The 24,500-nt window shown below is 39.2% G+C and carries 15 protein-coding genes; 10 read left to right on the top strand and 5 right to left on the bottom strand.

Annotated elements, in window-relative coordinates; genetic code table 11:
* Positions 1-32 precede the first annotated feature (32 nt).
* Positions 33-2,465 carry a zinc-dependent metalloprotease gene (locus AC27E9_RS14510; RefSeq protein ID WP_487131370.1) on the bottom strand — a complete coding sequence of 811 codons (2,433 nt, stop codon included), beginning with the start codon at positions 2,463-2,465 and terminating at the stop codon, positions 33-35.
* A 228-nt stretch (positions 2,466-2,693) separates the two neighbouring features.
* Between AC27E9_RS14510 and AC27E9_RS14505 the strand changes: the two genes are divergently transcribed.
* The 5 genes from AC27E9_RS14505 to AC27E9_RS14485 all read left to right on the top strand — a co-directional run bounded on the left by AC27E9_RS14505 (position 2,694) and on the right by AC27E9_RS14485 (position 8,717).
* Positions 2,694-3,662: a class 1 fructose-bisphosphatase gene (locus tag AC27E9_RS14505; protein WP_487131368.1), complete on the top strand. Its 969-nt coding sequence runs from the start codon at positions 2,694-2,696 to the stop codon at positions 3,660-3,662.
* A gap of 244 nt (positions 3,663-3,906) precedes the next feature.
* Positions 3,907-5,445: a methyl-accepting chemotaxis protein gene (locus AC27E9_RS14500; RefSeq protein ID WP_487131366.1), complete on the top strand. Its 1,539-nt coding sequence runs from the start codon at positions 3,907-3,909 to the stop codon at positions 5,443-5,445.
* A gap of 246 nt (positions 5,446-5,691) precedes the next feature.
* Positions 5,692-6,234, top strand: coding sequence for a GbsR/MarR family transcriptional regulator (locus tag AC27E9_RS14495; RefSeq protein ID WP_487131364.1), 543 nt, complete (start codon positions 5,692-5,694; stop codon positions 6,232-6,234).
* Positions 6,235-6,354: 120 nt separating this feature from the next.
* The gene (locus tag AC27E9_RS14490) at positions 6,355-7,716 is read left to right on the top strand and encodes a cytochrome ubiquinol oxidase subunit I (protein WP_487131653.1); all 1,362 of its coding nucleotides are present in this window, start codon (positions 6,355-6,357) and stop codon (positions 7,714-7,716) included.
* On the top strand, positions 7,716-8,717 hold the full coding sequence (locus AC27E9_RS14485; RefSeq protein ID WP_487131362.1) for a cytochrome d ubiquinol oxidase subunit II: 1,002 nt from the start codon (positions 7,716-7,718) through the stop codon (positions 8,715-8,717). Before AC27E9_RS14490 ends, AC27E9_RS14485 begins: the two co-directional genes overlap by 1 nt.
* A gap of 138 nt (positions 8,718-8,855) precedes the next feature.
* On the opposite strand, the gene AC27E9_RS14480 is transcribed toward AC27E9_RS14485, so the two are convergent.
* On the bottom strand, positions 8,856-10,925 hold the full coding sequence (locus AC27E9_RS14480) for a S9 family peptidase (protein ID WP_487131361.1): 2,070 nt from the start codon (positions 10,923-10,925) through the stop codon (positions 8,856-8,858).
* A 278-nt stretch (positions 10,926-11,203) separates the two neighbouring features.
* On the opposite strand from AC27E9_RS14480, the gene AC27E9_RS14475 reads away from it, so the two are divergent.
* Positions 11,204-12,127, top strand: a complete 924-nt coding sequence (locus AC27E9_RS14475; protein WP_487131359.1) for a manganese-dependent inorganic pyrophosphatase — start codon at positions 11,204-11,206, stop codon at positions 12,125-12,127.
* 115 nt (positions 12,128-12,242) lie between these two features.
* Here the strand turns inward: AC27E9_RS14475 and AC27E9_RS14470 are convergent, their stop codons facing one another.
* Positions 12,243-14,417, bottom strand: coding sequence for a prolyl oligopeptidase family serine peptidase (locus tag AC27E9_RS14470; protein ID WP_487131651.1), 2,175 nt, complete (start codon positions 14,415-14,417; stop codon positions 12,243-12,245).
* A 255-nt stretch (positions 14,418-14,672) separates the two neighbouring features.
* On the opposite strand from AC27E9_RS14470, the gene AC27E9_RS14465 reads away from it, so the two are divergent.
* From AC27E9_RS14465 to AC27E9_RS14450, 4 genes are all read left to right on the top strand, one after another.
* Complete coding sequence (locus AC27E9_RS14465) at positions 14,673-17,471, top strand: TonB-dependent receptor (RefSeq protein ID WP_487131357.1); 2,799 nt, start codon at positions 14,673-14,675, stop codon at positions 17,469-17,471.
* A gap of 118 nt (positions 17,472-17,589) precedes the next feature.
* The gene (locus AC27E9_RS14460) at positions 17,590-18,924 is read left to right on the top strand and encodes a metallophosphoesterase (RefSeq protein WP_487131649.1); all 1,335 of its coding nucleotides are present in this window, start codon (positions 17,590-17,592) and stop codon (positions 18,922-18,924) included.
* 179 nt (positions 18,925-19,103) lie between these two features.
* Positions 19,104-19,646, top strand: coding sequence for a GNAT family N-acetyltransferase (locus tag AC27E9_RS14455; protein WP_487131355.1), 543 nt, complete (start codon positions 19,104-19,106; stop codon positions 19,644-19,646).
* Between the two features lie 22 nt (positions 19,647-19,668).
* Positions 19,669-20,772 carry a serine hydrolase domain-containing protein gene (locus AC27E9_RS14450; protein WP_487131353.1) on the top strand — a complete coding sequence of 368 codons (1,104 nt, stop codon included), beginning with the start codon at positions 19,669-19,671 and terminating at the stop codon, positions 20,770-20,772.
* 198 nt (positions 20,773-20,970) lie between these two features.
* On the opposite strand, the gene fadA is transcribed toward AC27E9_RS14450, so the two are convergent.
* Complete coding sequence (gene fadA, locus AC27E9_RS14445) at positions 20,971-22,134, bottom strand: acetyl-CoA C-acyltransferase FadA (RefSeq protein ID WP_487131351.1); 1,164 nt, start codon at positions 22,132-22,134, stop codon at positions 20,971-20,973.
* Between the two features lie 15 nt (positions 22,135-22,149).
* The gene (gene fadB / locus AC27E9_RS14440; RefSeq protein ID WP_487131349.1) at positions 22,150-24,309 is read right to left on the bottom strand and encodes a fatty acid oxidation complex subunit alpha FadB; all 2,160 of its coding nucleotides are present in this window, start codon (positions 24,307-24,309) and stop codon (positions 22,150-22,152) included.
* Positions 24,310-24,500 lie beyond the last annotated feature (191 nt).

Below are 24,500 nucleotides of genomic sequence, written 5' to 3'. Positions count from 1 at the left end.
TAAAGCTAATAAATAGAGAGTGTTTCAAGCTATTAGTTACCAATTGGTGAACCAGGTGGCAACTGAATTTTAGATTCAGGTAGCGAAGATTTATCATGGTTTAAACTGTAATTAATTTGCCTTGCTAACAGCTGAAAATGCGCTCGAGAACCTTTGTATTTTCGAGTACTACGTTTGTCAGCTAGCCATTGTGATAAATCTGTTAAAGTTGCATAAACTTCCGCCCGTACTTCCGGCACAACTTTTTGACTATGCCATAATGCTAACAAGTGCTCGACAAATTGCTGATTAACACGTTGTTGCACCAATAAAGAAGTTAGCGTTTGCGGTGATGACTGTATTGTCGCGCCAACAACTTTACTTAATAATTGCTGCACAGAAGGAATGTCATCATCAAGCATTGTTTGCTGTTGTAGCCTCGCTAAACGCTCAGCATTTAATATAAGCGACAAGGTATGTTTAGCACTTGCTTCTGCAGCGCTGATCGGATCAAACGTTAACCCTGTGCGACCATGAAAACTCTCACGGGTGCGATGGTAGCCATAAGCTTTCGGTGGAATTAACGCAGTAATACTAGTAGGCACGACTAAGGTATTTGGCGATAATGTTTTTAAGAGCGCTGTTAACGCCTCATGCTGTACATTACCGGCAACCATTTTCTGCTGATTACTAAATTGTTCACTACGTAATTGATAGCCATAATCAACACCCGCTATAAGTTTAGCGGCAGCTTCTACTTGGAAACGATGAAAGTTATAAATTGGCACTAAAACTTCTTCAAGCTCCGACATTGGCGTGTCAATAGCAATACTATTTACGCCAAAATTTTCTAACGCTAATTTTCTGACTTTTAAAACGCGCGTTAGCTCTTGCGCGGCATTTTCCCCGTTGTCCCATAAGTGACCGGTCGCATGCGCACCCGACTTAGGGCGTGCATCTGGGTCTGATACATATTGCAAACCTTGCTGTTGTGCATTGTTAACTAACTCTGCAAGGTATTGCGCTTCGTGCTCCTTTTCTACATCCGCATAACCATAAGCAATAACAAACTTATCCCACACACCAATATCAGTTGCATAAGCATTTTCTAAACTAATTTTATCATTCTTAATGGTAATTAATGGGTGTGGATAATCCATCACCGAGGCTCTGTCATTAACACTTGCAGCAAAGTTATGTGCTATGCCTAATGTATGCCCAACTTCATGAGCTGATAACTGACGAATACGTGCTAATGCCATTTCTTTCATGGCACTGGTGTCAGTATTTTCTGAAGTAAATGGTGAAGTTAATCCAAGAGCAATTAAGTAATCTTGGCGAACGCGCAATGAGCCAAGTGTTACATGACCTTTTATAATTTCACCGGTACGAGGATCAATCACTGAAGAACCATAAGACCAACCGCGTGTTGCCCTATGTACCCACTGAATAACATTATAGCGGACGTCCATCGGGTCAGCATCGCTAGGTAACATTTTTACTTGAAAGGCATTTTTATAACCAATAGCTTCAAAAGCTTGATCCCACCAACGAGCTCCATCAAGTAACGCACTTTTAACAGGCTCTGGTACGCCCGCATCTAAATAGTAAATTATAGGCTCTACGGCCTCACTTACTTTAGCGTTAGGTTTTTTCTTTTTTAATCGGTGACGTGGAATATCACGCTTAATTAGCGGCTCATCAATTGCACTAGCATAATCTGCATAGGAACTTTCCCAAAAACCGCTATACGGGTGAAATGTTCTAGTTTGATAGCCATTGTCTGGTAATTTAATTAGTGAATGATGCAAGTTTACTGTTACAGCGCTTGCATCTGGCGTCACAGAGCGTAAGTAAGCACCTGCTTTGGATCCTTTATAAGTTACCGTTGCTTCCAATTCAGTGTTATTAGGGAATGCTTTTGTGCGTTTTTCATAAACTGCACTTCTCGATGCATCAATACTAAAGTTACCTTGTTTAGTGCGCTTTAGTTTCGCCGATAAATTGTGAATATCAGACAACAAGAACGGTGTGTAATCGATAAGTGTTTTTTGCTTATCCTTTGAGCTACTACTAACTTTAAATCCCCATATAATGGAGCTAGCAAATGCTTCGTCAATAGCTTGTTTTTCTAGTATATTTTCAGTATTGGCGCGATAATAGGTATTCAATTGTCGTAAAAATACCTTCTCGCCTACTCTTTCAAAGCGTACTAAACGCGTATCCCCCAATTGGCCTCGATCCAAACCAATATCATTCGAACCAACACCATGTGGCAAGCCACTTTGAAATAGAAAATCTTCATTAAAGTTATCTATTTCTAAAAATACTTTCCCTGTTTCATCGTCAAGATAAAAAGAAAAATACCCTTGTTGATGTTGCATACCGTCAATAAAATCAGCGTAGCTTGTTTTATCTTTTGCCCATAAATGTGCCGAGAGAGCACTACAAACAAATAAAACCATTACCCTAATGAAAAACCTCATTTCATATCCTTGCTGTCAGTAAAATTAAAATAATTAGAAGTACTGAAAATACTCTTATTCTTGTTATAATCGACGTAAAAGTAATCTTGAAAGTTTTCAAGATTACTTAATACGATAATTAAAGCAACTTTTGATGCTCTGATATTACATCATAACATCGAAAATAAAATACAATATACAATTTACTCTGATAAAAAGAGTATGACTCTAAAGTGATTAGGTAACCCGATGCAACGACTAGCTCCAGCTTTACGTGAAGATAATGTACCGTTAGATTTAATTTCATTGATAAAAACCATTTTAGCTGCCACAAAAGAAATTTCATTTCGTGTCAGCCAAGCGCATTTAGGTGGCTTAATGGGCTCAACGCTTGATGAAAATATTCAAGGTGAAGTGCAAAAGAAACTTGATGTTGTTGCCAATGAGCTTTTCAAGGATATTTTATTAGAGTCAGGCTTTGTTAAAGCGATTTCTTCAGAAGAAGAAGATAGCTCTGTTGCAGGTGAAAAAAATGGCAAGTTTATTGTTTCATTTGACCCACTAGATGGTAGCTCTAATATCGATATTAACTCGTTGATTGGTACTATTTTCTCAATTCATGAAGCACCAGCTGATATGGAAGCTAGCGATCCTGATATGTTTAAACAATCAGGTAACAAGCAAGTTTGTGCTGGGTACGTGCTTTACGGCCCATCAACCATGTTAGTGATGACCACCGGCAGTGGTACTCATTTTTACGTTTTAGACCGCACTCATGGTGGTTACTTATTGGTTGAACGTAACGTACAAGTGCCGCAAGACACACAAGAGTTTGCGATTAACATGTCAAACCAACGCTTTTGGCAGGCACCAATGAAAAATTACATTAATGATTTGCTTGCGGGTGACACCGGGCCACGTGGCAAAAACTTCAACATGCGTTGGATTGCCGCTATGGTAGGTGACATTCATCGCGTATTAACACGTGGCGGTTTATTCACTTACCCTGCTGATAATAAAAACCCTGAAAAACCATACAAATTACGCTTGATGTATGAAGCCAACCCTATGAGCTTTTTAATTGAGCAAGCTGGTGGTAAAGCTATGACTAGTCAAGGGCGCATAATGGATATTGAGCCTACTGATATTCACCAGCGTGTTGAAGTTATTATGGGCTCAGCTAACGAAGTAGATGCTTGCCTAAGCTACTACAAGTAATTTCCAAGCTATAACCATTCAAATTAAAAACACCTGATAATTTTCAGGTGTTTTCTTTTATAAGTCCTATAATTCATCAATTAGTCGTATTTTTTAATTAAAACAGCGTCTATACAATACGTTAGTATGAACATTACATTTTGGTTACAAAGTTTTCGTCGTCTTCGCTACAAAATGTGACTTTTATCACATATAGTGTCGCTGTAAATTTTCTATCAAAATCTTTCTCAAGGATGATGAAATTATGAGTCATATCTCAATGACTGAACGTACGTTCAGCCCTCAAGAACAGTTAGTTTCTACCACAGATTTAAACGGTATTATTACCTATGCAAACCCTGAGTTTTGTCAAGTTGCGGGTTATTCGCTAGAAGAATTAGTTGGCCAGCACCACAATATTGTTCGACACCCCAACATGCCAAAAGCAGCCTTTAAAGATCTCTGGGAAAAATTAAAACGTGGGGACTCTTGGCGCGGCATGGTAAAAAACCGCTGTAAAAATGGCGATTATTATTGGGTTGATGCCTATGTAACGCCGCTTTTGGAAAATGGAAAGATTATCGGTTACCAGTCAGTTCGAGCATTTCCAAGTGAAGAACAAAAACAGCAAGCGCAAGCCCTGTACGATAAGCTAAATAATAAAAAACCTATTGTTGACCTTCATGCAAATATTCGCTTGAAGCGCTTAACTGCTGCACTATTTGCGTTAGCAGCTATTACTCTCGACTGGGTCATTGTTGGTACGCCAGCTTCAACACTTATTTTACTCGCTTGCCTAGTACTATTAACCTTTGTTTTCGCTGAAGAGCTTATTTCCCTCCCTAATCAACTAGCTAAAACAAAAAGTCAATTCGATAGCCCGTCACGTTTAATATATTCAGGGAAAGGTATTCTAAGTATTATTAATTACCCGGCCGAACTATACAAAGCACGAATAAAGACTGTACTAGGTCGTAGTAATGACTCAGGAAAAAGACTAGTAAAGCTTGCTGATGAATTATCGCAAACATCTGGCAACATGCTTAACAGCATTCAGGAAGAAAATGAGCATATAGGGCAATTTGCTACCGCTATTACCCAAATGAGCTCAACAATAAACGAAGTAAGCCACAGCACGACCCTGGCACACGATAAAGTTTCGGAAGTACAAAATAGCTGCCTGCAAAATATTGCCACTATTGAAGTCAGTGAAAAAAAGATCAATCAATTAGCGACTGATGTAGAAAATGCGGCAAATAACGCTTCAGAGCTAGTGGGAGACGTTGATAAAATTTCAACGGTGATGAGTGAAATTCAGGGCATTGCTGACCAAACTAACTTACTGGCCTTAAATGCTGCAATTGAAGCCGCTAGAGCTGGCGAGCAAGGACGTGGTTTTGCGGTAGTTGCCGATGAGGTTAGAACATTGGCTAGCCGAACTCAAAGTGCAACAGAGCAAATTCAAACATCGGTTACTGAGCTACAAGCGACGTTAACAACATGGAATCAAGTCATGTTGAAGAATAAAAATAATGCTGACGAATGTTCTGCTGAATCAAAAAGTATTAAACAAGCCATGCAGAACATCATAGATAATATTCAAAATGTTAACGATATGACAGCACAGATAGCCACTGCGTCTGAGCAGCAAAGTGTAGTTGCAGAGCAAATAACACAAGGTATTCATAACATCGATGCCATTTCTAAGCGTAATACCCAATTAGCTGATCAAGTATCAGGAAAAAGTATTGAAGTTAACAAGAATGCTGAAGAAATAGGTGAGCTTAGTACTAACTTTAGTTAAGTAAATTAACCTACACCATGAAATACCTAGCCTATTCAAATAAATATGGCATGGCTAGGTATTCGGCTCAACCTATCTCAAAGCTCCTTCTCCCCTCTTCTCATTTATATCCTTTTGTAATCTAGCTATTCATCAGTGTGATAAAAATCACAAAAATCACTATTTTCAGGCCTTAAAAACTTGACTTAGATCAAAAAAAGCCTACAATTTTCACAAATTACTGAAAATTCAGAAAGGACAGTAACAATGAAAATAACACCTATGACGCAATCACTAGTTTTGCACTTTGGTGAAATGGGCTCTCGTTGGGGGCTAAACCGCACGCTAGGTCAAATGTATGCTGTTATCGTACTAACCGAAGCACCATTAAATGCCGACCAAATTAGTGAAGCACTACAAATTTCACGTTCAAACGTCAGTATGGGTCTTAAGGAACTTAAATCATGGAACTTAATTAAACTGCATCATATTCCAGGCGACCGAAAGGAGTATTTTTCAGCACCAAGTGATATTTGGGAAATTGCTCGCACACTTGTGGTTGAGCGCCGTAAACGAGAGCTAGACCCAACATTAAGTACCTTGCGTGATGCGCTAATGGAACAGCCAAGCAATGAGTCTGATGAATATGCTCAAATGCGTGTTCAACAAATGCATGATCTGATGGAAATGGTGACGTTATGGACCAACGAAATGCAGGGCATGTCTTCTGAAAAGCTATCAGCTTTATTAAAGCTTGGCGAAGGTATCAGTAAAATTTTAGACGTCAAAGACAAGTTATTACTGAGGTAACCCGGAACAACACCAATAACTTTAAACATCAATCTAGATCATCAGCCATATAATTTACATAACTGAAGTGGAGTACATATCGTGTTAGATGCAGCAGCTATCGCTAATGACACAAGTTTCATGCTTTCACGCATCCAATTTGCTGCCAATATTAGTTTTCACATTTTATTTCCTACCATCAATATCGCTTTATGTTGGATATTATTATTTTTTAAAGTTCGCTATAACCAAACCCAAGACGAAAGTTGGTTGCGGGTTTATCGTTTTTGGGTGCGAATATTTGCCCTTACCTTCGCTATTGGCGTTGTAAGTGGTATTACTATGTCGTTCCAGTTTGGCACGAATTGGCCAGGCTATATGGAAACTGTCGGGAATATCGCTGGTCCCTTATTAGGTTATGAAGTATTAACCGCATTCTTTTTAGAAGCTTCGTTTTTATCCATCATGCTATTTGGTATGGATCGCGTTTCAAACCGCGTACACACCCTTGCCACAGTACTAGTTTCCTTTGGCACAACATTATCAGCATTTTGGATTCTATCACTTGACTCATGGATGCAAACGCCGGCAGGCTTTGAAATGATAGATGGCGTTGCTCATGTAACTAGCTGGTTAGAGGTTATTTTTAACCCATCAATGCCCTATCGATTAATGCATATGCTGTTAGCATCAGGGTTAACATCAGCCTTTCTTATTTGCGGTATTTCTGCTTATCGCCTGATTAAAGGTGATAATAAAAAGTCAGTAAAGCAGGCTTTAAATTTTTCAGTACTGTTGGCTGCTATTCTGATCCCAATACAAATTTTTGTCGGTGACCTACATGGCTTAAATACCTTTAAACATCAACCCGCTAAAGTAGCTGCAATGGAAGGTGTTTGGGAAACAGACTCTGGCGTACCTTTGTTACTATTCGCCATACCTGATGAAGAAAAGCGAGAAAATAGCTTTGAAGTTAAGGTGCCGAATGTTGCCAGTTTAATATTGACCCATGATGCACAAGGTGAAATACAAGGGCTAAATGATTTTATTGATGAACACCCGCCCGTTGCCCCGGTATTTTTTAGCTTCCGTATCATGATAGGTATTGGCGTATTAATGTTATTGTTTTCATGGTTTGCCAGTTATCTGTTTGTTATCAAAAAACAATATCCAACCTGGTTATTAAAAACAGGTATTGCCATGACTTTTTCCGGCTGGCTAGCAACTTTAGCAGGTTGGTATGTTACTGAAATTGGTCGCCAACCCTATTTAGTTAGCGGCATATTACGTACTAAAGATGCAGTCACCACAACACCTCCTGAGGATATTGCCCTGTCGTTGACTTTATATGCTGTTATTTATGGCTTTTTACTGATTGCCTATATACGCACTTTATTTGTTATGGCTAATCGAGCAGTCGCCCTTGAGAAAGCAACATCTATAGAAAATACCAGAAACTCTTACAACAACTTCACTGCTGAAAAACAATTAGGAGAAAAATAATGAATATAACTTCACCTGACTGGCTACCTATTGTTTTCATCGGACTAATGGGATTGTCTTTTTTGGTTTATGCAATACTCGATGGCTATGATCTCGGTGTTGGCGTCTTACTACCTTTAGACAACCCACAACATCGCGATAGTATGATTTACTCCATTGGGCCTTTTTGGGACGCCAACGAAACTTGGTTGGTGATGGCGATAGGTTTATTGTTAATTGCCTTCCCGAAGGCACATTCAATTATTTTTCAAGCGCTTTACCTGCCCACAGCGGTAATGTTAGCTGGCTTGATTTTACGAGGCGTTTCATTTGATTTTCGCACTAAAGCACCGAGTGTTGATAAACAGAAATGGGATTACGCATTTAAATTTGGCTCACTGTTAGCAACGTTAGCACAAGGTTATATGCTCGGGCGTTACATTACCTCATTTGAAAACTCTTGGTTAAGTATTGGTTTTTCTAGCCTTTCCGCCATATGTGTAACAGCAGGCTACAGCTTTATTGGTGCGGCTTGGTTGGTGATGAAAACTGAAGGTGACTTGCAAAAGAGAGCGGCAAAATGGGCACAAAAAACTAATATTTTAATGGCAGTTGGTATTGTCGCTGTTTGTTTAGCTAACTTACTCATTGACCAACAAATAATGGATAAATGGCTAGGCGGTATTCAGGTACTAATTGTTATTCCGATCACGCTATTATTGGGGTTCACTTTCGTATCAGTCCACCTATATTTAGATAAAGTGCCAATGGAAAATGATATTGGTTGTTGGTTTCCATTTTTAGCCGCGATTATTTTATTTATTATGTGTTTTTGCGGCTTAGCTTACAGCTTTTACCCTTATATAGTGCCTTTTGAAATGACAATATTTGATGCGGCAAGTGCACGTGAATCTTTATGGTTTATTTTCGTTGGTGCAACGATAGTGCTACCGATGATCATAGGTTACACAATATTTTCATACAAAGTATTTTGGGGTAAAACCACTAAGCTAAACTATTAAGCTAGACTATTAAGCTAAACTATTAAGCTAGACTACTGAGCTAAACGACAAGACAATAGTTTTGCTCATTTACAAAAAAGCCCAATATTAACAACTAATATTGGGCTTATTTATTTTATTATTCAAGAGAGACTAGGTTTATTTGTTTTCGTCTTCTTTCTTAGCTTTGGCTTTTTTTGCATCTAGCTTAGCTTTGTGGTCTAGCTCATAAGCTGGCATATCTTTATTGCCATCCATTAAGTAGTTATCCATCCAGCGCATTAAACGTAAGCTGTAATCATATTGTGCAGCTGCTTTACGGTTACCGTGGCCTTCACCTGGGTAATAAACTAAACGAACGTCTTTACCTTGTACCTTCATATAACGGTACATTTCCATTGATTGTGCCGGATGTACACGAGGGTCATCTTTACCATGCATAATCAACAAAGGAGTTTTCGACTGATGCGCCCAATAAATTGGACTACGCTCTAAGTAGTATTGCCATTTGTCCCACGGGTATGAACGCGCATGTACTAAATGCATTTCATTTGAAATATCGGTAGTACCAAACTTAGATAACTGGTTTGAAATACCAACAAACATAACACTTGCAGCAAAATGTTCGGTTAATTTAGTTGCAGCCCAAGCTGATGCATAACCGCCGTATGAACCACCAGTAATACCAACACGTTTAGTATCAACTAAGCCCATTTCAACAAGGTGATTTTTCATATCGACTAAGTCATTAAATTCTGCGCCTGCATAATCATTTTGACCAAGTTTAGAGTACTCAACACCTTTACCTGTTGAACCACGGTAATTTGGATAAAATACAGCATACCCACGTGCTGCACCCATTTGACCTGGCTTCGAGTAAGCAGTTACCCAACCATTTTTTTCGTGACTTTCTGGGCCACCATGTACCTGCATGATCAGAGGGTAGCGTTGACCTTCTTTATAATCTAATGGGTAAACTAAAATACCACCAACTTCAACGCCATCACGCGCTTTCATGGTGATAGATTCTTGCTTAGCAAAGCGTTTATCGTTTAACCAAGGATTTGAATTTGTTACTTTTGTCAGCTTTTTACCGCGAACAATGTAACTTTCATTTGGGTGCTTAGCGGTATGACCTTTTACTGACAAGGTTTTATCAGAATTAGACACAGATAACGATGAAGCAATTATTTTGCCCGCTTTAACCTGAGTTTTATAACTATTACTGTTTGGCTTAATATTAGCAACAATACTCTCAGTACCGACATTAGCAATAAAGTTTAATTTGTTGCTTTTATGTGACCACTCAATATCCGTAACATGACCAGCAAACTTAGGTAACCAATCTTTGATTTCACCGGTTTTAACATCGGCTAAATATAAACGCCCTGTTGCAGGATCATGCTTATCTTCTGCGCCAATAACTGCGATATGTTTACCATTATGAGAAAACTCAGCAGTACCTAACTTACCTTCAGTGGCAATTGACATTGTTACTTTCTGGTTAGCTAAATTCATTACATGCCATTGTGCTTTGGTGTATGAATCATCAATCAACGCTGTTGGCTGTGTTTTAACTAATAATTTTTCATTATCAGTCGCCCAATTCATGTCACTTACATAACCTGCAATGGTAACTGCATCTAGCTTAACCGGTTTGCTTTGTAACGCTAAATCAGTAATAAATAGTTGCTTATTCTTTAAACCCATTTCATAAACTTCAGCTTTAAAGCCAAGTTCTTTCAGTTTCTTTTCTGATTTATCTTTAGCTGGCATTGCTAATAAAGCGATTTGTTTGCCATCAGGGCTAATATCATAACGGCTTATTGAAGTATCTTTTAAGCTCATTACTTTTTGGCGTTCACCACCATCAACTGGAATGCGGTAAAGCTGAGTAAATTTTTCACCTTTAAACTTAGCTAAAAAATAAATAAATTTTCCATCAACTGACCATTCTAAGCTACCAACATTCACTTTCCCGGTAATAAATGGCTTCGTGTTACCTTTGGTATCAGTAATATATAGTTCACTATAACTACCGCCATTTTTGTCAACATATAATTCACGTGGTAACGAGCGAGTAAAGGCAACATAATCACCGCTTGGGCTGATCACACTGCTACGTACTGATTTTATTTTTGGGATATCTTCTACGGTAATAACGTCACTAGCCAGTGCACTCACACTCGCCAATGACATTAATGCCACTAATGATTTTAATTTCGACATAAGTTCCTCAATTGAAAAAGCTGTCCATATAAATAAGCTATTTTGAACGAATATTATAATTATTGCCGTGCAATAGTAGCCTAATATTTTCTAACAACAAAGTGTTAGCGCAACAACTCTTAATACAAATCAAAACCGTGAAATAATTCATACCAAAGTTGTATGAAAAGAGTGCAAATAGTGACTAGGCGAACGATATGATACTTTGCTAGAATACGCGCCATATTATGAATTACGATTACGCGGCTTAAATTTAAGGCGTTTGGAGATAACTATTTATGTCAGCTTATGCAGTAGGACACAAAACACCTGATTCAGATTCAATCTGTTCAGCCATTGCCCTTTCTTATCTAAAAAACACTATTGGTGAAGATGTAAAGCCAGCTCGCTTAGGTGAACTTTCACCAGAAACTTTATTTATTTTAGATAAATTTGGCTTTGAACAACCTGAGCTTAAAATGACTTTCGCAGATACTGATGGTATTTATGTTGTTGATCATTCTGATCGTATTCAAGGCCCAGATGACATTGATGACTCAACAGTTTTAGGCATTATTGATCATCATAAATTAGGTGATATTACGACGTCTACTCCATTAGAGATTTGGGTACGCCCTGTAGGTTGTACGAATACCATCATCAAAATGATGTATGACTTTCACGGTGTTGAAATTCCAAAAAATATTGCTGGCGCTATGATGTGTGCCATTTTATCTGACACAGTTATTTTCAAATCACCAACGTGTACCACAGCTGATATTAAATGTGTTGAAGCGCTTGCTGAAATAGCAGGTATTGAAGACTATAAAGCACTAGGCATGGAAATGTTTACGGTAAAATCTTCGGTTGAAGGTACACCAGTGCGCGAATTAGTGTTACGTGACTTTAAAGACTTCAATATGAGCGATAACATTGTAGGTATTGGTCAATTAGAAGTTATCGACTTAGCATTGTTTGATGATATGAAAGCTGAACTTCATGCTGATCTACAAGCAGTAAAAGAAGAAGGCAACCGCCACACAGTAATGTTGTTATTAACTGACATTATGAAAGAAGGCTCAGAGCTATTAGTTGTTAGCGATGATGCAAGTATTGTTGAATCAGCTTACGACACAACACTTGTTGACGGTAAAGTATGGCTAGACGGTGTTATGAGCCGTAAGAAGCAAGTAGTGCCACCACTACAAGATACCTTTGCTTAAGTAACTAACTTTAGAGTAGCAAACTCTTAACATAGCTTATACTTCACCAAGTAATAAAGCATAAAAAAGCCCAGCAATTGCTGGGCTTTTTGTTTTTTGTACTATCTAGCTGGTGTTAGATATCTTTCACGCCCATATTAAATAATGTGAAACCATAAATGTCTGCATACTGATCAATGGTTTTACTAATTGGAGTACCTGCGCCATGACCAGCGTCAGTTTCAATACGAATCAAGGTTGGATTAGTCCCTGCTTGCTTCGCTTGTAATTCCGCGGCAAATTTAAATGAATGTGCAGGAACAACGCGGTCATCATGATCGCCTGTTGTCACCATAGTTGCAGGGTAATGAGTACCCGCTTTCACGTTATGTACAGGAGAATAACCTAATAAGTACTTAAACATTTCAGCATTATCATCTGATTTACCGTAGTCATACGCCCAGCCTGCGCCAGAAGTAAAGGTGTGGTAGCGCAACATATCTAATACGCCAACCGCCGGTAAAGCAACTTTAAATAGCTCAGGGCGTTGTGTCATTACAGCACCAACAAGTAAGCCACCGTTAGAGCCACCCATAACGGCTAATTTATCTGACGATGTTACTTTTTCATCGATTAAGTATTCCGCGGCAGCAATAAAGTCGTCAAAAACATTTTGCTTCTTCATTTGTGTACCAGCGTTATGCCATTTCTTACCGTATTCGCCACCGCCACGTAAATTAGCAACAGCGTATACGCCGCCTAATTCTAACCATGCAGCACGTGTTGAACTAAAACGAGGTTGTAAGCTAACGTTGAAACCACCGTAACCATAAAGAATAGTTGGGTTACTACCATCAAGTTTTAAGCCTTTTTTATGAGTGATGATCATTGGCACTTTGGTGCCATCTTTTGAGGTATAAAACACCTGCTTAGATTCAAAATTATCACTGTTAAACTTAACTTTAGACTTCATATGTACTGACGACTCGCCACTAGCAAGGTCTAAGCTGAAAATTGTTGAAGGTGTTTTTTGGTTACTAAACGAGTAATAAAGTTTAGTTTGTGATTCTTTACCACTAAAACCACCAGCCGTACCCACTTCAGGTAAGGCGATATCGCGAATTTTCTTGCCGTTCAAGTCATATTGCTGAATTAACGACGTCGCGTCTTTCATGTATTTAGCAAATAAATACTTTCCGCCAGTTGAAACTGATAAAACATTTTCAGTTTCAGCAATAACATCTTGCCAGTTTTCAGGGCTTGGGTTACTCGCATTGGCTTTTACAACACGCTTATTTGGCGCATCCATATTAGTAACAAACAGTAAGTCATCACCATCACTACTCACCAAGTAAGTATCAGAGTCTGTGTTATCAACCACAGCGACTAACGGCGCATTATCTTTAGTTAAGTCTTTAATAAATAATTTATTACCTGAGGTAGAAACCGCCGCAGACACTAATAAGTACTTACCATCTTTCGTTACTTCACCACTAACATAACGATGCTTTTCTGCATCTGTACCACCAAATACTAGAATATCTTCAGCTTGAGGGGTACCTAACTTGTGATAGTAAAGTTTATGTTGGTCAGTTTTTGCAGAAAGCTCACTACCTTTAGGTTTATCGTAGCTTGAGTAATAGAAACCTTCGTTACCTACCCATGATAGCCCACTGAATTTAATATCAACCAATTCAGTTTCAATCACTTCTTTAGTTTTAGTATCAATCACACGCGCTTTACGCCAATCACTGCCACCTTCTGAAATTAGGTAAACAGCGTGCGAGCCATCTTCAGTAAACTCAATACTAGCTAATGACACAGTACCGTCTTCACTAAACGCATTGGGATCTAAAAATACTTCTGCCGCTTCATCACCTTTTTGGCGATATAAAACATACTGGTTTTGCAAGCCATCATTCTTATAAAAGTAGCTATAGTCACCTTCAATAAACGGCATACCAACTTTTTCATAATCCAATAAAGCCGCTAGACGTGATTTAATTTTTTCACGGTAAGGAATTTGCTCTAAATAGCCAAAAGTAGTTTTGTTTTGCGCTTTAACCCACTCAGCTGTTTCCGCGCTCATATCATCTTCCAACCAACGGTACGAGTCGGTTACTTTCGTGCCAAAGTAATCGTCAACCACATCAATTTTCTGAGTTGTAGGATAAGTAACTGTAGTTACTGACTCTGGTGTACTAACTTCTTTAGTCGCAGAAGCTGTCGGTGCCGTATCTTGACCACAGCCAGAAAGACCAAATATGGCCAGTAAAACTGCTGAACTTAAGGTGATTTTTTTAGAATTCATCATGTCCCAAATATTGAGGTTGTTATAATTTTGTCAACAATAATATGGCAGTCTCAGTGACATGTCTATACAAGAGCAAATCACACTTGCTAATTAGCATTAATCAATACCTCTAACACTTCTGAAATTACCAAAATAGCTTAAGAATACTGAAATAATTCTGTCACGTAACTGCTGTAGCTTCTAAAGCCAATAATTTCTATGTCGAAGTTAAAGTTTTGTACTACCCCCCAATAAAAACAATGAGTATGTAACATGATTAAAACGAATTCCTGGCAAGTTTTTCAACGTTCAACATTGGCAATAGCTTGTAGTGCCGCACTATTTACTAGCAATATTATGGCCGCAGATACGAGTTTTGGAGGGCGCATTACTGACGCTTCAAATACCGTTTACTTTGAAGGAGCGAAAGTTCGTATAAAAGAGCTAAATATTACAGTTATCTCAGCACGAGATGGCTCATTTCGCTTTTCACAGCTCCCCACAGGAAATTACACCTTAGAGATATCTTATATCGGTGTGCCAACCGTTGAAAAAAGCATTTCAGTAACTAATACCGGCAATAATCAGCAAGAGTTTATTATTGGTAACAAACAAGAAGCCATGGACAATATCATTGTCTATGGTCAGCGTGCTGGTCAAGCTGGAGCTATTAATCGTCAAAAAAATGCTGATAACTTAGTATCTATTGTCAGTGCCGATACCATAGGGCAATCCCCCGACCAAAACGCCGCAGAAGCCTTACAGCGCTTACCTGGCTTATCTATTCAAAGAGATCAAGGTGAAGGCCGGTTTGTTACCATTCGTGGTATTGATCCTAACTTAAACAATGTCACTATCAATGGAGTTAATGTGCCGTCACCTGAGTCAGGTGTACGCAGTGTTGCCCTAGATGTTATTCCGTCAGAGCTAGTACAAAGTTTAGAAGTTAGCAAAACGGTCACCCCAGATATGGACGCTAATGCGGTTGGTGGCTCTATTGAAGTAAAAAGTTTAAGTGCCTTTGACCGACAAGGTAGAAGTTACAGTGCCACTATACAAGGCTCATATAATGAATTAATGGAAGATACCAGCCCGAAAATCTCTGGCAGCTACACCGATATTTTTGACTTATCCTCCGGAGCCCAGCTCGGCGTCGCAACGGCACTATCTTGGTTCGAGCGTAAGTTTGGTTCTCACAACATAGAAACTGATGGTGGTTGGGCCGACTTTGAATTTGAAGACGCAGCCACAGGCGAAGATGTAGAAGTATTTTCTGCAGAGGAAATTGAACAACGCCATTACCAAATTACCCGTGAACGCTTTGGCGCGGCATTAAATCTCGATTTACATACCTCAAGTACTGACAAGTATTACTTTAGAACTTTATACAGTAAGTTTTCCGATGACGAGTTTCGACTACGCAATCAATATAAGTTTGATAAAGGTGCCATTGACTTAACAAATTATAATGATTCATCCGCGCGATTTTCTGACGCTAAAATGGAACGCGACACCAAAGACAGATATGAACAACAAGAGATCCTTTCATTAGTACTCGGAGGTGAAAATCAAATTGGCGACTGGCTGATTGAATACGACGCTGGCTATTCAAAATCAAGTGAAAAAGAACCAAACCGCATAGATGTTACCTTTGTTGGCAAAGATTTAACGCTAGGTTATAACAGCACAGGTCGTATTCCTGAGCTAGTGCAAAGTAGCGCAGCTCATGACTTAAATAACTTTGCCATGGATGAAGTCTCCTATGAAAACAATCTTGCTGAAGATGAAGAGCTAAGCTTCAAAATAGATTTTAGTAAAGACTTTGTGTGGCAAAACAATAATGGCCAATTCAAATTTGGCTTTAAACATCAGTCACGAGAGAAGTTTAACGATGCCAATGCCACTATTTACGACAGAGGCTTTGACGACGTAATTGCCAAGCAATTTGCAACCGCAACACCAAATTACAATATCGGGAATTTTGGCCCTGGTATCTCACAAAGCTCACTTAAGAACTATGTACTAACAAACCGAGCTGGATTTGATGTTGACCAACTAAAATCAACTATAGATAGCAAAGGCAGTTCATTTGAAAGTAATGAAGATGTCACTGCCGCCTATGCCATGGTAACGCTTGATATTGATAAGTGGCGTATTATTACCGGTGTTCGCTATGAAAATACTCGCTTTGACACTCAAGGTAATAAAGTAGAACTCGTTGCCGATGAAGTTAATGATGACGAACAAGTGCTTATTTCTCCGTGGCAAGTCAAAAAAGACTATGACCATATACTGCCAAGCTTAAACGTAAAATACTCAGCTTCGGACAAGTTATTGGCTCGCTTTGCTTTTACGCAAACCATAGCTAGGCCAACATTTGGTGATTCCGCGGCCTTTCAGATTATCGAAAGTGAAATAACCGAAGACGATGACAATATTGCAACAGAGCGGAAAGCAGAAGTAGGAAACCCAGACTTAGCACCGTATGAGTCAGATAATATAGATCTATCTGTTGAGTACTATCCAGGGCATATCGGCGTTCTTTCTGCTGGATTATTCTATAAAGATATCGGCAACTACATAATACAGGCTGAAGTACAGAACAATGGCCAGTGGCCGGGTTTTGAAGAAGTTGTTCAACCTATTAACGGTGATTCTGCATCGCTTACTGGCCTTGAGCTTTCATGGACCAAGAACTTTCAGTCAGGATTATTTGTTAGCACAAATGGCACCTTTGTCGATACCGATGATAAATTGCCAAACCAAGCCGATACAGTCGCCAACTTTATGTTTGGTTTTGAAAATAACAAATTCAGCGCTCGCCTTAGCACCACTTACAAAAGCGAAAGTTTCCAGTTTACTGATAACAACAGCGATGTTTTTGAAGATAAACACACCCAAATTGATTTTTCTGCCAAGTACTATATAGACGAAACTATGCAGATATATTTCAACGCCGTTAACTTAACTGACGAACCATATTACGTCTATCACGGTAATGAAAAATACAATTATCAATACGAAGAATACGGCTCATCTTTTGAATTAGGTTTCACCATTAACTCTTTATAACAACTCGCTAAATGTATGAGGTAACACTGATATGTGTGTTACCTCATACCAAGCAATAGCCAGCAAAATGAATAACTCGACAATAAAAAGTAGCATGATGAAAAATACGATTAACAACATGAAAACAAATAGCAACCAAGGTTCACTTAAGCTCACCCTAGTATTAGGTAGCTTACTACTTATCTCTGCATGTCAAAATAATGCCCAATCAAATGTACAAATTGGTGATAAAAACACTTCAGAATTAAACAGAAATATTAGTTTTATTGCCTTTGGCGATGGTGGTTACCATACCGATTACCCGAAAGCCAAGCACATTAAAAAACCACGTAATCGCGCACAATTTATCGAAAAAGAAAAACAAGACTGGCAAGAAGATTATCGTCCGATGTCTGAGTTTGATCATGCACCAATCTATGTATACCCTGGCACTAACATAGCAACCGAGCAAGGTGGTGCTGGCCCTGTAGGTCAAGCCATGGCAACGTTATGCCGACAACGAGCATGTGACTTTGCTATTCAATTAGGCGATAACATTTATCCTGATGGTGCTGACGCTAACGATGGTAAAGATGATCAAAAGCGTATGAATGATTTAATCTTAAAACCTTTATTACCACTATTTACTGAGGAACCAGAGCTAATTGTTTACTCCGCTCTAGGTAATCATGACTGGAAAACCTCAAGAAAAGGCGTGGCGTTACAGCAAGAGTGGATGTCAAAACAAAAAAACTTCCATATGGATCCGCAAGGTTATTATCGCTACACCCAAGGTACACCAGGCAACGATATCGAGTTTTTTGTACTTGATACTAATATGCTGCTATCCGGACAAACCTTTTACGAAGTGCCATTAAAAGCTGATGGTAGCGAAGGAAGCCTCAACGAAGCTCTCGCAAATGGCAATGCCGAATTGGAAGAGCATGACGCTCATGAAGGACCCGTAAATAACGAAGACAAAATACAACTACAGTGGTTAAAAGAAAGCTTGGCAAGCTCAGCAGCCAAATGGAAAGTGGTTTATGGTCATCATATATTATGGTCAATTGGCGGCACCAAATATAGCGAAGGTCATGTGCTGAGAAAACTTATTATGCCAACACTCTGCCAATATGCAGATGCTTATATCGCCGGCCATGAGCATGACCTAGAGCTATTAACCGATGATTGTTCAGCTTATCCAGAGAGTAATAGCACTGCACCATTACCGCTAATTATTAGCGGTGCTGCATCAAAAATGCGTGGCAAACACTCGCCATTTGCCGAGCAACAAGCGTTAAAATATCCACAATATGAATTGCTTTGGTCGAAAAGCTTTACCTGGGGCTTTGCTCACCTAACGGTAGACAATAATGCAGATCACTTATCAGTTGAGTACTTTACCACGCCAAGGGATAGCTCAGGAAAGTTAGTATCTGAAACAAGTTTTAGTTTTCCACATCGTAGCTATTAGTGCGCATATAACAAAACAGTACACCTTTCCTAATATTTAAAAGCCAAGAACAAATTTCGCTCTTGGCTTTTTTAGTTGTTAAAGCAAACTATCAGAAAGTTTAATATTTCACTTCATTAGATGAATTTATAAATGATAGCATGATCAAAAACTTGAACTCTACTTACGGGTGAATACTTATGGAAATTACAAATTCAGCACGCCTTAGCTATAAATTAATTGATGAAAGTGACAGCGAATTTCTATTTCAACTCGACCAAAACCCAGAAGTAATGCGTTATATCAATGGCGGCAACATGACAAGTCGTGAGGACATTAAGAACAAATTCATTCCTCGTCACAATGCCTATAAGAACACTGACAAAGGCTGGGGCTTATGGAAAGTGACCATTACCGAAAGCCAACAAGATATTGGTTGGATTTTAGTTAGGCCAATGGACTTCTTTTCTGACAACCCCATTTGGGACGACATTGAATTAGGCTGGCGCTTCTTACAGTCAACTTGGGGAAAAGGCTATGCCTCAGAGGCAGCAATACAAATTCACCAAGCTCTTGCCCAATTACCAGAGAATAAATTCTTTAGCGCGGTTGCTATGCACGGTAATGACGGTTCGGTTGGCGTGATGAAAAAAATGGGGATGAAGTATATTAAATCTTATATTCATTCAGACTCGCAATTAGGCGATTTAGACGTGGTGCTTTATCGCATGAAAAATCACTAACATATAAAACAAAGGACTGGGAATGAAATTACGAATAAAGCTACTCGCAAGCATTTATTTCATAGCATTTAATGCGTTATCAGGCGCTCATACCGAAACTAAACTGACTACAAATCAAGTTGTCGAAAAATTAGATCATTATATAAAAACTCAAGTAAAGAAAGACACTTTCTCAGGTAATGTGTTAGTCGCAAAAAGAGGAAAAATTTTATATCAGGCAAGCTTTGGAGAAGCGTCAAAGCGCTTTAACGTTAAGAATAATCTTGAGACAAAATTCAACCTCGGCTCTATGAATAAAATGTTTACTGCTGTGGCAGTAATGCAATTAGTTGAAAACAAAAAATTTAAACTAACAGATACTTTAGATAAATTTGTTGATGAAACTTGGCTACCTAAAAGTGTTTCAAAAAAAATTCAAATACAGCACTTACTAACTCACTCATCCGGATTGAATAATTACTTCAACCGTACTTTTATGGGCTCTTCAAAAAGACACTACCGTAACTTGGACGACTTTAAACCATTAGTGGTTGATGACCCTCTGCTGTTTGAGCCAGGCACGAGCAATCGCTACAGCAATACTGGCATGTTAATGCTAGGTGTTGTTATCGAAAAAGTCACAGGCGAAAGCTATTTTGATCATATTGACAAACATATTTATCAGCGTGCAAGTATGGTTAATTCAGGTAGTTTTGAAATGGACCAACCTGTTCAGAATTTAGCTATAGGTTATGAACCTAGTAAGAAAAATAAAACTGGTTGGACAAATAACTTGTTTTTACATGTAGTGAAAGGTGGGCCAGCTGGCGGCGGATTTTCAACACTTGCTGATATGCATCATTTCGCACTAGCACTAACTAAATATAAATTACTCAACCAGACGCTTACTGAACAAGTATATTCAGCAAAACCTAATTTCTCTTCACCAAATTACGGCTATGGCTTTAATATTTCAGGTACAAATAGCAATAGGATTGTTGGTCATCGTGGCGTTTTTTATGGCATTTTAGCGAATTTAGATATCTATTTAGATACTGGCTATATTGCAGTCGTGTTATCTAACTATGGTCGCAGCGCGCAACCTGTCATAGATGAAATTAATCGGCTTATAGCGTTAATTGAATAGACTTAAGCAGATAAATTTTACTCTAAATAAAAAAGTAACTAGGCCGGACGTTGTAGTTGAGTTGCTTATAAGGTTTTACTCTTATATTTTCCGTAATATTAACTGTGAACAATAGATGTAAATTTGACTAAAATCAGACATAAAAAAGCCCAACTATGTTGGGCTTTTATCTAATATAACAACAAAGTTACATCACGGTTATACGCGTTCAAATACCGTTGCAATACCTTGGCCTAAACCAATACACATAGTTGCTAAACCAATGTTTGCACCTTGCGATTCCATTAAGTTAATTAAAGTACCTGAAATACGGCTACCTGAACAACCTAGCGGATGACCTAAAGCAATAGCACCACCGTTAAGGTTGATCATGTCATCCATCTTGTCTTCTAAACCTAATGAACGAACACATGATAACGCTTGAGCAGCAAACGCTTCGTTAAACTCAGCCAATTCAATATCTGCTAACGTTAAGCCAGCACGTTTTAATGCTTTTTTCGTCGCTGGAACTGGACCAAAGCCCATGGTTGAGGGATCACAACCCGCAACACCCATACCGCGAATTTTAACGCGCGGTGTTAAGCCCATTGCTTTGGCTTTTTCTGCAGACATCACTAACATAGCTGATGCGCCATCAGAAAGTGCAGAAGAAGTACCTGCGGTAACCGTACCGTTAACCGGATCAAATACCGGGCGTAAACCCGATAAGCTTTCAACCGTAGTTTCAGGACGAATCACTTCATCATGTTCAATAAGCGTTAGTGCGCCCATGGCATCATGACCTAGTGTCGGTACAATTTCGTTTGCCCAACGCCCTTCTAGCGTTGCTTTGTGTGCTAACTGGTGAGAACGCGCGCCAAATGCGTCTTGCTCTGCACGAGTAACACCATGTTGCATACCTAATAATTCAGCAGTTAAGCCCATGTTGCCAGCGGCACGAGAAATATGCTTGCTTAGTGCTGGGTCAAAATCGACATCGTACATCATAGGTACATGACCCATATGTTCAACACCACCAACCATAAACACATCGCCTTGACCGGCCATGATATTGGTTGTGGCATCATGTAGTGCTTGCATTGAAGAACCACATAAACGGTTAACCGTAACAGCACCGGTAGACTTTGGAATATCAGTTAATAACTGAGCATTACGAGCAATATTAAAACCTTGCTCTTTGGTTTGCTTCACGTTACCCCAAATAATATCTTCGATTAATGCCGGATCTAAGTTTGGATTTCTAACCAGTAATTGCTGCATTAAGTGTGCTGATAAAGTTTCAGCACGAACGTTACGAAAAACACCGGCTTTTGAGCGCCCCATTGGGGTACGGATGCAATCGACAATAACGACTTCTTTCATGATTTTCTCCTTCGCCTAAGCTGTTTTAACGTCAGTTGTAAAATAAGATTTGCCTGATTTCGCCATTTCGCGCATACCATCAGTCACTTGATAAATTTCACCTAAATGGGCGTATTTATCAGCCATAGCTATAAAGTTATCTAAGCCTAAGGTTTCTAAATAACGAATTGGGCCGCCTCTAAATGGAGGGAAACCTAAGCCGTAAATTAAGCCCATATCAGCTTCAGCAGCTGTATCAACAACACCTTCTTCTAAACAACGTACCACTTCATTGACCATTGGGATCATTAAGCGAGCAATAGTTTCATCTTGGCTAAACTCTTTGCTTTCAACAGCAAATAAGTCATAAGCGGCTTGCGCAGCAACTTTGGTTGGACGCCCACGCTTATCTTTACCATAGTCGTAGAAGCCTTTGCCATTTTTCTGACCAAAACGCTCATTAGCGTATAACGCACTTACTGGGTCATTATCAATTTTTGCCATGCGTGTTGGGAAACCTGATGACATAACACCTGTACAATGATCAGCTGTATCAATACCGACAACATCAAGTAAATATGCTGGACCCATTGGCCAACCAAATTGTTTTTCCATCACTTTATCAACCGCAGTAAAATCAGCACCTTCAAGTACTAACTGACTAAAACCTGCAAAGTAAGGGAATAAAACACGGTTAATATAAAAACCAGGGCAATCGTTAACTACGATAGGTGATTTACCCATCTTCGCAGCATATGCAACAACTGCAGCAACGGTTTCATCAGAGGTTTCTTTACCACGAATAACTTCAACTAATGGCATTTTGTTTACCGGGTTGAAGAAATGCATACCACAGAATTTGTCTTTGCGTTTGACGCTTTCTGCCAATAAGTCGATGGAAATAGTTGAAGTATTTGAAGTAACAATAGCGTCTTCAGCAACATGGCTTTCCACTTCAGCTAATACCATAGCTTTTACTTTCGGGTTTTCAACAACCGCTTCAACGACAATATCAACGCCTTTAACACTGTCGTAACTAAGTGATGGGGTAATGTTATTTAACACGCCAGCCATTTTTTTAGCATTCATACGGCCACGTTCAACTTGCTTGCTCAAAATGCCTGCAGCCGTTGTTAAACCTAAATCTAGTGCTTGGTCGTTAATATCCTTCATGATGATTGGCGTACCTTTATAAGCAGACTGGTATGCAATACCACCGCCCATAATACCAGCACCCAACACTGCGGCTTTGTTTACAGCTTTTGTCGCTTGTTTACCGGCTTTTTTCGCTTTACCTTTAACAACCTGATCAGCCATAAATAAGCCAATTTGAGCTGTTGCAGCATCAGTTTTGGCAAGCTTTGCAAAACCGGCATTTTCTAATGCCATTGCGCCGGCACGATCCAAACCTGCCGCTGCTTCTATAGTTTTCACTGTCGCCATAGGTGCTGGGTAATGCTTACCCGCTTTCGCTGCAATCATGCCTTTACAAGTATTGAAAGTCATAATGGTTTCAGTCGGCGATAACTTTAATGCTTCCAACTTAGGTTGACGTTTTGCACGCCAATCTAGCTTGCCTGCAATCGCTTGTTTCAGCATATTAGTTGCGGCTTCACGTAAATGCTCAGGCGCAACAACTGCATCAAGTAAACCAACAGCCATTGCTTGCTCTGCTTTATGCGCTTTGCCCGTCGACATCCACTCAATAGCATTATCAGCACCAATTACACGTGGTAAACGCACTGTGCCACCAAAACCTGGCATTAAGCCTAATTTAACTTCTGGTAAACCTATTGAACAGCTTGTATCTGCAATACGATAATCACAAGCTAAGGTCATTTCACAACCGCCACCTAAAGCAAAACCATTTATGGCAACTACGGTTGGTAAGTTGATATCTTCAAATGAATCAAATACGTCAGAGCCTTCTTTTATCCATGGGATCAACACATCTTCAGGCTTTTTAAAAGTTTCTAAAAACTCGGTAATATCAGCGCCAACGATGAATGAAGACTTACCAGAGGTAACTAGCACCCCTTTCGCTTCGCTACAGTTATTAATCGCGTCTACAACGGCGATATATTCTTTAAACGTTGCCTGATCAAATTTGTTAACTGAGCCTTGTGCATCGAACTTAAACTCAACGATGCCGTCATCTAACAATTGGGCAGAAAGGCTTTTGCCTTGAAATAACATGCCTACTCTCCTGACTTTTATGGGTCGATTGACTGGTAATACGTAATCATAGACTACTACCAAGCGTGTGAATATTTAGCTTACCAATTTAATAAAACTGAAATAGTAAAAGAAATAAAGTGCCACTGAGTTTGCCTTGAAAGTACATCGAAAGCAAACTTTTTTAAACAAGCGTTTTAATTAAGTGTATT

It is taken from the genome of Colwellia meonggei (genome assembly GCF_057537295.1).
This window is presented reverse-complemented; position numbering and strand designations above follow the sequence as displayed.

Coding starts and splice junctions, on each gene's coding strand:
- AC27E9_RS14510 (WP_487131370.1), bottom strand. CDS start 2,465: ATGAGGTTTTTCATTAGGGTAATGGTTTTATTTGTTTGTAGTGCTCTC.
- AC27E9_RS14505 (WP_487131368.1), top strand. CDS start 2,694: ATGCAACGACTAGCTCCAGCTTTACGTGAAGATAATGTACCGTTAGAT.
- AC27E9_RS14500 (WP_487131366.1), top strand. CDS start 3,907: ATGAGTCATATCTCAATGACTGAACGTACGTTCAGCCCTCAAGAACAG.
- AC27E9_RS14495 (WP_487131364.1), top strand. CDS start 5,692: ATGAAAATAACACCTATGACGCAATCACTAGTTTTGCACTTTGGTGAA.
- AC27E9_RS14490 (WP_487131653.1), top strand. CDS start 6,355: ATGCTTTCACGCATCCAATTTGCTGCCAATATTAGTTTTCACATTTTA.
- AC27E9_RS14485 (WP_487131362.1), top strand. CDS start 7,716: ATGAATATAACTTCACCTGACTGGCTACCTATTGTTTTCATCGGACTA.
- AC27E9_RS14480 (WP_487131361.1), bottom strand. CDS start 10,925: ATGTCGAAATTAAAATCATTAGTGGCATTAATGTCATTGGCGAGTGTG.
- AC27E9_RS14475 (WP_487131359.1), top strand. CDS start 11,204: ATGTCAGCTTATGCAGTAGGACACAAAACACCTGATTCAGATTCAATC.
- AC27E9_RS14470 (WP_487131651.1), bottom strand. CDS start 14,417: ATGAATTCTAAAAAAATCACCTTAAGTTCAGCAGTTTTACTGGCCATA.
- AC27E9_RS14465 (WP_487131357.1), top strand. CDS start 14,673: ATGATTAAAACGAATTCCTGGCAAGTTTTTCAACGTTCAACATTGGCA.
- AC27E9_RS14460 (WP_487131649.1), top strand. CDS start 17,590: ATGAAAACAAATAGCAACCAAGGTTCACTTAAGCTCACCCTAGTATTA.
- AC27E9_RS14455 (WP_487131355.1), top strand. CDS start 19,104: ATGGAAATTACAAATTCAGCACGCCTTAGCTATAAATTAATTGATGAA.
- AC27E9_RS14450 (WP_487131353.1), top strand. CDS start 19,669: ATGAAATTACGAATAAAGCTACTCGCAAGCATTTATTTCATAGCATTT.
- fadA (WP_487131351.1), bottom strand. CDS start 22,134: ATGAAAGAAGTCGTTATTGTCGATTGCATCCGTACCCCAATGGGGCGC.
- fadB (WP_487131349.1), bottom strand. CDS start 24,309: ATGTTATTTCAAGGCAAAAGCCTTTCTGCCCAATTGTTAGATGACGGC.